This is a genomic window from Mesorhizobium sp. WSM4829 (assembly GCF_055811475.1).
The window spans coordinates 1-469 of record NZ_JBVVQJ010000148.1; the positions used below are offsets into that span (position 1 = coordinate 1).

Consider the following 469-nt stretch of genomic DNA (forward strand, 5'->3'; position numbering starts at 1 on the left):
CCCGCGTCATGGGACGCCGTACCTTGGCCGCTTATCCCGACGACGAGGGCCTAATCGACGATCTCTCCAAGCACAACATTGGGCCGGAGATGACTGCAGCACAGAGGAAACCTATCAACGATTTGGCCAGCAGGCAACGCAGGTTCAGTGAATGGCTCCGAAGGGAGGGAAAGCCGAGCATAGCGAGCCGACTCGGCAATCAGGAGCAGATAAAAGGGGTGAAGGATGATTTTCGGGCATTCAGGAAAGCCATTGCACCGACCTCGAGCGGCGTGGGTTTAAACAAGCTTCAGGACTACCTACGAGTCGTTGAGGCTAGCGCAGCGTGGGGAATGCGCCCTGAGCAGGCGGGTTGGCGGCAGCAATCTGGCCGGTCTCCAATGTCAGGTTATGATCCGAATCAGTTATGGGATGAGCTGCCCGAACGCGGATGGCAGGGACCTGCCGGGTCGCTGGACAGTTACGATCA

General features: G+C 58.2%; 1 pseudogene. It reads left to right on the plus strand.

Annotation, left to right across the window (positions count from 1 at the left end):
• Positions 1-23: 23 nt before the first annotated feature.
• Positions 24-469: pseudogene (locus AC0L17_RS34610) on the plus strand (hypothetical protein); the annotation flags it as partial.